The sequence below is a fragment of the Streptomyces sp. NPDC002130 genome (assembly GCF_040296465.1).
Taxonomy (GTDB): Bacteria; Actinomycetota; Actinomycetes; order Streptomycetales; family Streptomycetaceae; genus Streptomyces.
This window is the reverse complement of record NZ_JBEOXI010000287.1, coordinates 1-9,654: the sequence shown is the minus strand read 5'-3', so window position 1 is coordinate 9,654 and position 9,654 is coordinate 1. Positions and strand designations below refer to the sequence as shown.

Annotated in this window: 10 protein-coding genes and 1 pseudogene; 4 read left to right on the top strand and 7 right to left on the bottom strand. The window is 59.6% G+C overall.

The features are described 5' to 3' along the window. The 3 genes from ABT116_RS35360 to ABT116_RS35350 all read left to right on the top strand — a co-directional run. The coding region (locus tag ABT116_RS35360; protein WP_351642524.1) for a ferredoxin reductase family protein at positions 1–1,346 on the top strand (1,346 nt) is incomplete at its 5' end. A 243-nt stretch (positions 1,347–1,589) separates the two neighbouring features. Next, positions 1,590–1,928 carry a DNA-binding protein gene (locus ABT116_RS35355; protein ID WP_166814094.1) on the top strand — a complete coding sequence of 113 codons (339 nt, stop codon included), beginning with the start codon at positions 1,590–1,592 and terminating at the stop codon, positions 1,926–1,928. A 149-nt stretch (positions 1,929–2,077) separates the two neighbouring features. After that, positions 2,078–3,085, top strand: coding sequence for an IS481 family transposase (locus ABT116_RS35350; RefSeq protein ID WP_351642533.1), 1,008 nt, complete (start codon positions 2,078–2,080; stop codon positions 3,083–3,085). A 326-nt stretch (positions 3,086–3,411) separates the two neighbouring features. Here the strand turns inward: ABT116_RS35350 and ABT116_RS35345 are convergent, their stop codons facing one another. The 6 genes and pseudogenes from ABT116_RS35345 to ABT116_RS50990 all read right to left on the bottom strand — a co-directional run bounded on the left by ABT116_RS35345 (position 3,412) and on the right by ABT116_RS50990 (position 8,983). Further along, positions 3,412–4,500, bottom strand: a complete 1,089-nt coding sequence (locus ABT116_RS35345; RefSeq protein WP_003942584.1) for an IS110 family RNA-guided transposase — start codon at positions 4,498–4,500, stop codon at positions 3,412–3,414. Between the two features lie 138 nt (positions 4,501–4,638). Next, entirely contained in the window at positions 4,639–5,061 is a 423-nt protein-coding gene (locus ABT116_RS35340) for a serine hydrolase (protein WP_166814103.1), read from the bottom strand. A gap of 481 nt (positions 5,062–5,542) precedes the next feature. After that, positions 5,543–6,808 carry an IS256 family transposase gene (locus ABT116_RS35335; RefSeq protein ID WP_003943361.1) on the bottom strand — a complete coding sequence of 422 codons (1,266 nt, stop codon included), beginning with the start codon at positions 6,806–6,808 and terminating at the stop codon, positions 5,543–5,545. A 328-nt stretch (positions 6,809–7,136) separates the two neighbouring features. Then, positions 7,137–7,399, bottom strand: a pseudogene (locus ABT116_RS35330) (transposase); the annotation flags it as partial. A gap of 16 nt (positions 7,400–7,415) precedes the next feature. Beyond that, on the bottom strand, positions 7,416–8,522 hold the full coding sequence (locus tag ABT116_RS35325) for an IS110 family RNA-guided transposase (RefSeq protein ID WP_003945393.1): 1,107 nt from the start codon (positions 8,520–8,522) through the stop codon (positions 7,416–7,418). Between the two features lie 104 nt (positions 8,523–8,626). Beyond that, on the bottom strand, positions 8,627–8,983 hold the full coding sequence (locus ABT116_RS50990; RefSeq protein ID WP_391591280.1) for a DDE-type integrase/transposase/recombinase: 357 nt from the start codon (positions 8,981–8,983) through the stop codon (positions 8,627–8,629). Positions 8,984–9,015: 32 nt separating this feature from the next. On the opposite strand from ABT116_RS50990, the gene ABT116_RS35315 reads away from it, so the two are divergent. Beyond that, the gene (locus ABT116_RS35315) at positions 9,016–9,237 is read left to right on the top strand and encodes a transposase (protein ID WP_321208815.1); all 222 of its coding nucleotides are present in this window, start codon (positions 9,016–9,018) and stop codon (positions 9,235–9,237) included. On the opposite strand, the gene ABT116_RS35310 is transcribed toward ABT116_RS35315, so the two are convergent. Continuing rightward, positions 9,135–9,654 (bottom strand): hypothetical protein (locus tag ABT116_RS35310; protein WP_351642503.1); only part of this gene is annotated, 520 nt, incomplete at its 5' end. The two genes, ABT116_RS35315 and ABT116_RS35310, sit on opposite strands and share 103 nt — an antisense overlap.

The window sequence follows — 9,654 nt, the reverse complement described above, 5'->3', positions numbered from 1 at the left end:
GGGAACGTCGCGTCCGGCGAGGTCAGGTGGAAGGTGACGGTCATGCCGTCGGCGTCCACGGAACCGAGCGCTTGGCAGTGGCAGTAATGCCGCTAGTGTTCGCGGTGCTCGGTCACCCCGGTCCGGGTCGGGGTTTCCTGACCGAATTCTCTGTCGCACTTGGCTTTATCGGGCTGTCGATGATGGGGATGCAGTTCGCACTGGTGGCACGCTTCCAGGCAGCGGCTGAACCCTTCGGCGAAGATGCCCTAGTTCAATTTCATCGCGAGATCTCCTATGTCGCCTTGGCGTTCATCTTGGCGCACCCGATCCTCCTGCAGCTGGCGGGAATCGACATCGTCGGACTGCTCAACCTTGCGCACGCCCCCTGGCGTGCACGGTTCGCGGTCACCTCGACAGTGCTGCTGCTGGTGCTCATTGCCACCTCGATCTGGAGACGGCGGATGAATATTCGCTACGAGGTGTGGCAAGTGCTCCACGGGGCGATCTCGGTGATAGTTGTCGCCTTCGCCGTGGCGCACGTGTTCCTGGTCGGATATTACGTCGACCATGCCTGGAAGAAATGGTTGTGGGCGATCATGACCTGCGCGTTGATCTTGCTGTTGCTGTGGGTTCGGGTGATCCGGCCGCTCGAGCGCCTTCGTCGCCCCTGGAAGATCAAGTCCGTGGTCCACGAACGCGGTGACGCCGTGACGTTGACGATGATCCCAGTCGGGCACAAGGGTTTCCGGTTCGAGCCCGGGCAGTTCGGCTGGCTGACCGTCGATCGGTCACCGTTTTCGGTGACGTCACATCCGTTCTCGTTTTCGTCGAGTGCCGAGAACGCGTCAGTGCTGTCCATGACGATCAAGGCGCTCGGCGACTTCACCTCCACCGTCCGAACTATCGCCCCGGGCACCCGCGCATACATCGACGGGCCGCACGGCGTCTTCACGCCAGATCGCAATGAAGGACCGGGATTCGTTCTCATCGCAGGAGGTGTCGGTATTACTCCGATGATCAGCATTCTGCGCACCATGGCTGACCGCAGCGACAATCGACCGTATCTGCTGTACTACGCCAGCCGCTCACTCGACGACATCACATTCGACGAGGAACTAGAAAGCCTTAAACGTCGTTTGAACCTCACCATCGTCAATATCCTGATGACGCCACCCGAAGGGTGGACCGGTGAACAAGGCTACCTCGATCGCGAAATGATCGTCCGCCACCTGCCTGATCGCTATCAGCGACTGCAGTACTTCACCTGTGGGCCCGCCCCGATGCTCAATGCTGTCGAGGAGTCACTGACCGAGCTGGGAGTGCCGGCGCAAAATCTTCACACCGAACGATTCGTTTTCGTCTGATCGGAGTCCTGATGCGACACGTTTACACCACCCGCGCCGTCATCCTCATTGCGCTCCTACTGCTAGGAGCGTCGGCCTGGTTCGGTCTGGCGATGCACTGAATTAAGCTTGTTCAGCCGCAACGACTTTCTGGATCGAAGGGGTTGCGGCCGAACGAAGGGTTTGAGTTTAGGCAGCACCCCGATCTACTCTCGCCCGTCCTGAATTCACTACCGACCGTGACAATGAGAGGGTTCGAATCCTGTGACGCAACAGGCGTATGTCGTCGTCGCCGAACTCGACATGCAATTCGACGAGAACGTCAGCGGTGAACTTCTCCCGCCCATAATCGATCACCACGGTGCCGTCCAGCGCTCGGAACTCGGCTGGGTCGAAGTCGTATTCACCATTCCTGCCGTATCCGTCCGGCAGGCCACCACCGCTGCGCTGGAAATTCTCGACACGTACACCTTAGGTTTGCTGTCCCTGCGTGTGCTGACCGCCGCTGACTTCGACCGCATCGCCGATGCAATCGAGACGCCACGGCTCCTTTCCACCGTTCACGCTGCAAAAGTCCTCGGCATTTATCGTCCGCCAGGATGATCCCGTAGCGATCAAGGAAACGAAACGGTCATCGGCCTAGCTGTTGCGGGTATGGACGTTGCTGACGCGGGATTGAAGTGGACGGGCTGGTCCTTCGCGGCAGGATGGAAGTTGCGAAACTGACCATCAACAGCAAAGGGACCAGCCCTGTGACACACCGTAATGCCCCACTCACTGTGGAAGGAAGACGACGCCTGATCGAGCGGTGCCAGAGTCGTCCGATCGCCCACGTCGCCGCAGAAATGGGCATCTCCCGACAATGCGCTTCCAAGTGGGTCAATAGGTATCGCAAGTACGGTGACCTGGGAATTCAGGACCGATCCAGCGCACCGAAACACCACCCGAACGCCACGCCGGCGGAGATCATGGTCGAGATCGAGTCCATGCGCCGAACCCGGAAATGGTCGGCCTCGCGAATCACGTTCGAGCTGCGTACCGACGGCATCACCATTGCTCGCCGGTCTGTCACGAAAATCCTGCGGAACCTGGGATTGCACCGCCGCCGGTTCATCGACCCGAACGGCGAAACCAACCGAAAACCCCAGGTCATCGCCGCCAAGCGACCTGGTCAGATGGTCCACGTCGACGTCAAGAAAGTCGGGAAGATCCCGGACGGCGGCGGGTGGCGTGCCCACGGCCGCGGCTCCGACAAGGCCAAACGATCCCAACGCCGGAAAACGAAGAACAAGCAGGCCCGCATCGGCTACACCTACCTGCATTCCGCGATCGACGGCAACACCCGCCTGGCGTACACCGAAGCCCGCGACAACGAAACCGCAGCAACAGCCATCGATTTCATGAACAACGCCCGCGTCTTCTTCGCCGCCCACGGCATCACCCGTATCGAGCGCGTGATCACCGACAACGGATCATGCTACCGGGCAGCAGATTTCACCGTTTCATTACGCGAAGCGCGGCACTACCGGATCAAGCCGTACACCCCGAAACATAACGGGAAGGTCGAACGCTACAACCGTATCCTCGCCGAAGAACTGCTGTACTCCCGCGAGTACACCAGCGAAGCTGAGCGGCGCACTGCCGTCGAAATCTGGAATGTTCACTACAATTACCACCGACCGCATTCAACACGCGGAGGACGACCGCCCGCCGCTTACCGCCGGCACCGCGTCACCAACGTCCGTTCCTCCTACAACTGATATGTAGAGAAATTTGTCAAGGGACAGGTGGAAACGGCCTCGGGAACGGCAGTTCCCGAGGCCGTTTCCGTTTCGGTCGACGGACATGAAGAACGGCGGGTGACATGTCGATATTCACGACTCGTGGTCAGACTGATATACGCGGGTTGGCTACCGCAGGACGACTGTTCGGCAGGAACGGTGCTGCTGCTCTAGGGTCGGGCGTCGCAATCGGTTCCAATTTCGGAACCTGTTGCTGCCCATAGTTGTTTTCGCAGATCGTTCCTCACGCTGCCATCACGCCCTTTGCGATTGTCTATCGACCGAAATCTAGGGGAAGGACAAGCTCAGGGCTGGTCGTCGACGACCGCCAGCGACCAACACCATCCCGCAAGTTCTCTGGCTACGGCGACATTGGCGATCACCGGACGCTTCTTACGGGCGGTGAACTGCTCCCACCGATGATGCAGGCGGTGGTTGCCGGCATGCCCACGAGCACGCGCAGCGGGGCTGGCTTTCGCCCATCGAGTGCGCATGACCTGTCCAGGGTTGCGGTAGATCTTGCGGTGATGCCATGCTGCCTCGACCAACAACCGACGTGCATGACCGTTGCCGGTCTTGGTGATCGAACCCTGTGATCGTGATGTCCCCGAAGAGTATTCACTCGGCACCAGGCCGACATAGGAACCGATGGTGCTCCCCGTAAATCGCTGCCAGTCGCCGATCTCGACCGCCAACCCGAACCCGGTCAAAGTAGAGATTCCGCGTAAACATCCCAAACGGTGCACCATCGGCGTGTAGGGACTGTTCTCCGCCATCTCCTCGATCGCCGTATCCAGTCGGTCACGGCGGCTTCGGGTGAGCAGCATCGCTTCATAGTTCGAGTCGAACGTGGCCTGCAACGCCGACTGCTCGAACCTCTGACTTCGTAGCCACACATCATGCGCACCAGTCCACGCCGCACCACCAGAATAGACAATGCCCTGCCGCAGAAGAAGTTTCGACAAGCGATGTCGGCATCGCATCAGATCCCCGCGAGCATCCTCACGGGCACGGACCAGATCTCGGGCTGCCTCTTGTTCTACCGAAGGGACCGTGACCTCGACGATCTCGTCCAGTCGGAGCAACCGCGCCAGATGCAGCGCGTCGCGAGCATCGGTCTTGACGCGGTCACCAGCAGGTCTCTGCAATTTCGACGGCGCAACCACCACGCACTCCACACCCGCTTGATTCAGAGCTCGGTACAGGCCGAATCCGGTCGGTCCGGCCTCGTAGACGGCTTTCACCGGACCCGGCAACGAACGCAACCAGGCGAGGATCTCACCGGAGTCCGGACATAATCGTTGTTTCCATACTTCACCGGTTTGACCGTCGATCGCACATGCCACTACAGACAGTGCGTGCACGTCCAATCCGACACTCGTACGCTGATACATCACCGGGGCCTCCTGCAAATGTAGGCACTACCGATCCAGGCTTCGCCTACTCGGCAACCCACGGCAACTTGCAAGCGAGTCCCCGGCCCGAAACGGGCCGACCCTCATACCGTCTAGACATACAATTCGACGAGAACGTCATCGACGAGCAGCTTCGCATAATTGACCGACAGCCATCCCGGTGTCCAGGTGCTGCTTCGTGATGGGCGCATAAGACTGAAGATCATCCGCCGTGTAATAAACGACGGCATCCAAATATTCCAGCGGATTCTGGCTCAATACCGCTGCGACAGCAAGGGTTTTGAATGTGGAACAGAACGCGAAACGCTCGTCAGCTCGATACTCGACCATCCCTCCCGTTCTCGGATTGGCCGCATATACACCCAAGCGGGCATCGTATTTGTCTTCGAGATCAGCCAGGAGGTGGGCTCGATCCTCTTCGCTTGCCGTTGACGTTTGAGAACTTGTCGTCGAAGGATTCTTCGCTGAACAACCGGCAAGCGGTACCAGCACCGCTGCGCCCAATAGCGTCCGACGCGTAACACCGCGAAACATCGTCATTCTCGCCTCTCTTGGCTATAGAAATACAGGTTGGTGAAAATGTGGATCGGCAGGGCAGGAAGCCCCGACTGGTCCGACGGCGACCCGATTGGAAAAGTGGGTCTTATCGGTCAATATCCAAGGGGTGCAGGAAGTGTCCGGCGATATCGAGTGCAGGGTTCAACCAGCCCATTCTCTGTTTCATACCGCTGTGTATGGCACTGGCTGTCAGTCCGTTGGGGATGTTTGTGTCCGGCTGACCCGGGACGTCGCTAACCCGTGCATCCCCCGAGGGCGTTCAGCTTCCGTAGCTGGTGGAGCCACTCGACGATCCGGTGATCCCACAGAAGAAACTGAAGAAATCACTCGACCCGGATGTGCTTGCGGACTCGCTGCCGAACGCACCGGCGCTACCACTGTCACTTCCACTACTCGCACTGCCGCTCGATCCTGTGCCGCAGCGGGAGTGTCCGATTAACGGTGGATCCGACCTTGATGTCGGTTAGTTACCGTTCAGGGTGATGCGTCCTTCGAAGGTGATCGCAAACGCATTGAGCGCGGGCTTCCACCTCATTGCCCATCGTGCCTTACCTTTCCCTGTCGGGTCCAGAGCACGCGTGGCCAAGTACAAGCATTTGAGCGCCGCCTGCTCAGTCGGGAAGTGCCCACGCGCCCGTACTGCGCGCCTGTAGCGAGCGTTGACAGACTCGATCGCGTTCGTCGAGCAGATGACGCGCCTGATCTCGACGTCGTAGTCCAGGAACGGAACGAACTCACTCCACGCGTTGTCCCACATCTTGATAATCGCTGGATACTGCTGCCCCCATTTCTGCGTGAACTCAGCGAATCGTTCCCTGGCCGCAAACTCCGACGGAGCGGTGTAGACAGGTTTGAGATCACGCGCCATCGCATCCCAATATTTACGAGAGGCAAAGCGAAAAGTGTTGCGTATCAGATGAATAATGCACGTCTGCACCACAGCGAGTTCCCAGACGGTGTTGATCGCTTCAGGCAATCCTTTGAGTCCGTCGCACACAACGATGCAGACGTCCGCCACACCACGGTTCTTGATCTCGGTCAGGACCGAGAGCCAGAACTTTGCGCCCTCTCCGCCCTCGCCGGCCCAGATCCCGAGGATGTCGCGTTCGCCATTGACGGTGACGCCGATCGCGACATACATCGGCCGGTTGGTGACCTGCCCATCGCGAACCTTCACGTGCACCGCATCGATGAACATCACCGGATACACCCGATCAAGTGGCCGGTTCTGCCACTCCGTCATTTCCCCGACGACCTTGTCGGTGATCCGCGAGATCGTGTCCTTCGACACCGACGCTCCGTAAATATCTTGAAAGTGCGCGGATATCTCGCCGGTCGTCAAACCCTTTGCCGTCAATGACAATACGATCTCATCGATACCCGTCAAGCGTCGCTGACGCTTCTTAACAATCTGCGGGTCGAACGAAGAATCGACGTCGCGTGGCACTTCGATCTCCACCGGCCCGATCTCAGTGAGCACCGTCTTCGAACGGGTACCGTTCCTCGAGTTGCCGCTGCCGCGGCCGGCGGCATCGTGCTTCTCGTAGCCCAGGTGCTCGGTCATCTCCGCGTCTAACGCGGTCTCTAGGACGTTTTTGGTGAGTTGATTGAGGAGTCCGTTCGGGCCCATCAACTCCACGCCCTGCTCCTTGGCCTGAGCCAGGAGCTGCTCGGCCAACTGCTTCTGATCCACCTCAGTCTCTGCCATGGGATCAAGTGTTTCGGTCATCGTCGATCCTTCCCGCCAAGCTCAGCTCGGCGTGTTGAATCAAGGACCGGATCCACCGTTATTCAGACAGTCCCATGCATCCGACTGAGGTCGGATGGGTCCCGCTCAACAGTGACACTCGTTAGGGTCCAACAGGTGTGAGGGTTGATCCGCGATGCGCCGAACCCTCCGGCTTGTGACAGGAAGAGGTAACTTGATGACGACTTTGGTGACACGTGCGATCGCCTAGATCGGTCTCTACCTGACAGTATCCGTAGTGATGTACCCCGAGTTTCGTGGAGCCGCCATATTTGACTTCAGGCAACGGGTTGACGTGTGAAGTGTATGTCTCGAACTCGATCGGGGTCAGCATCCCGAGTGCACTGTGCCGACGCTACCGTTGTGGAAGATCTCGAGGTACTCGAACATGGCGTTGGCCAGTTCGATCCTCGTTTTCCAGCGTTTTCTGTTCAAGGGTTCGGTTTGTATTCTGCCCCAGAAAGATTCGATCACGGCGTTGTCATAGCAATCGCCGATCGATCCCATTGACGGGACCAGCCCTGAGTCGTGCGCCCGGTGGGTGAATGCCCAGGACGTGAACTGCACTCCGTGGATGCTCTCCTGAGAGTCAAGCTGCTTTTCGATGGTGTCGGGTGTTCGGGGTGATTGTCTGCGGTCCAGGGTTGAGGAGGTAGTAGACCTCGCGAGCCAGGTAGCGCTTCAGGCACCGGATAGTTTCCAGTTTCGAGTGGCCTTCGCTGGTTTTCTTCTCTACGTAGGCCTGGGTTTTCGGGTCGAGTCGAATGCGGCCGATGACGGCCAGATGCAAGGCTCGGTTGGCTTGGCGGTCACCGCCGCGATTGAGGCGGTGGCGTTGGGTCATGCCAGAAGATGCGGGTAGCGGTGCAACACCGCATAGCATCGCGAACGCGGCTTCGGATTTCATTCGATCGGAATTATCGCCGGCGGTGACAAGCATTTGTCCGGCGACTTCGATACCGATTCCGACGCGCTCGAGTAGTTGAGGTGCGAGGGCTTTCACGATTGGGTTGATCAGTTCGTCGAGATCGGCGATCTCGTCGGTTAATTCGAGATAGCGGCGAGCCAGGGACTTCATCGACACCCGGTAGGCGGTCACGGGATCAGTAGCGTTCGCGACATCCGGTCGCCAGGCGGCGAGGAGGCGGATCAGTTGCATCCGCGTCAGATCGCGGACCTGAGCGCGCAGCTCGTCGGGAGCGGAGATGATCGTCATCCGCAGCAGTTGCAGCGCACTGCGCCGCTCTCGTACCGAATGGGCTCGGGTCACCCTCAACACCCGAAGTGACTCGACGGCACCGTCTTTCGATTTCGGGGTGGTGGTGCGCCGGTTGGTCTTGGCTGCGCGGGCCGCGTTGATGGCGTCGAGGTCGTCGTCTTTGCCCTTACGGCGACGGTCCGAGCGATCGGGGCGGTCCACCTCGAGTACCGTCACGCCGGCTTTCGCGAGGTGGCGGGTCAGCCCAGCTCCGTAGGAGCCAGTGCCCTCAATACCGATCCGGATCAGATTGCCGTACTCGCCGATCCAGGTCAGCATGGTTCGATACCCGTTTCGGGTGGTCGGAAAACTGCGAGTTCCGAGGACGTTGTCGTCGGTATCGATCACCGCGGCGACGTGCAGTTCTTTGTGGGTATCGACTCCGGCGAACACTCGCCGGTCTTGATCGAGATCGGCTTTGTCAGGCATCCTTGTCATGTCGCTTTCCTCTCCGTTGACCGATGAGCAAGGCGGCGCCGCGCATCGACCGAACCGGCGGACAAGACAGTGATGAGCACCTGGTGGTGCAGGCTCTCCTCAGGTCACCCCGACGGTGAGGCGTAGCGCCTCACCGGGGGTTCCCAGGAACCGACAAATCCAAGGAAAGACACACGATCGTCGATCGGAGTGAGGGTCAGGAACACTGGGAACTCCCGGCACCAGCATTCTCTCGTCTCCATGCGGTAACGGTCAGGAAATCCGAAAACACCGGCACGAACAGTCTCACTGTCCGAGTGAATGAGTGTGCCGGGTGTTGGGCCTCGATTGGAAATGCCCATTCCTAGAGCGTTTGTCACCAACGTCGCTGTCTGCGAGCTGTCGATCGACCAACCGACGACTCGCCTCGAAAACGTATCCAGGACAGCGGCGCAGTAAATTTTACCTTCACGGGCTTGGATTCCAGCGATCGTCGCAACACCTACTGGAAGGTGTGGCGGTGGCTGGGAAAAAGTACACGGATCAGCAGAAGGAAGAATTCTTTCGATTGCTCGATAGAGGTGGCACGGTCCGCGCCGCAGCGCGAGCGGTCGGCATTCATGAAAACGCCGGCTACAACTGGTTGCGGAAGACGGGGCTGACCATGGCGCGGGCGTATGCCTCCCGTTCTTCGCGCAACCCGCGTAGTCGCTCCGCTACGTGGTCGAAGTTGTAAGGCCTGGTGGTCAGGAGCTTTTCGACGGCTTCGGTGTCTCCGGCTTCCTCGAACTCGGCCACTACTGCCGCGTGTGCGAGGTCGAGCTGTCCGGCATCGAGGGCGGCGCGGGCTGCCTCGGCTTTCCCTACCGCTGCCTGGGCTTTGACATCCTTTTTGTCCATCGCGAGGGTCTTGGACACCTTCGTGATGGATGCGCCGAATTCGAGCATCTGCGCAACTCCTCGGGTGTGCTGCGCTGCGGTCAGCCCTTCGCGGTGCCGGTTGGCAGTGATCTGCTTACCGATCCGGTCGACGGCGCGGGCCTTGTCACTGCCTTCGGCCGAGGCCGAGGACCAGCGCGTGGCAACCTGCGCCTCGCGCACCTTGCGCAGCGCCAGGGTCAGCGCCTCGTCGAACGGCAGGGGACGGCCCGGG

Coding starts and splice junctions, on each gene's coding strand:
- ABT116_RS35345 (WP_003942584.1), bottom strand. CDS start 4,500: ATGTATCAGCGTACGAGTGTCGGATTGGACGTGCACGCACTGTCTGTA.
- ABT116_RS35340 (WP_166814103.1), bottom strand. CDS start 5,061: ATGACGATGTTTCGCGGTGTTACGCGTCGGACGCTATTGGGCGCAGCG.
- ABT116_RS35335 (WP_003943361.1), bottom strand. CDS start 6,808: ATGACCGAAACACTTGATCCCATGGCAGAGACTGAGGTGGATCAGAAG.
- ABT116_RS35325 (WP_003945393.1), bottom strand. CDS start 8,522: ATGACAAGGATGCCTGACAAAGCCGATCTCGATCAAGACCGGCGAGTG.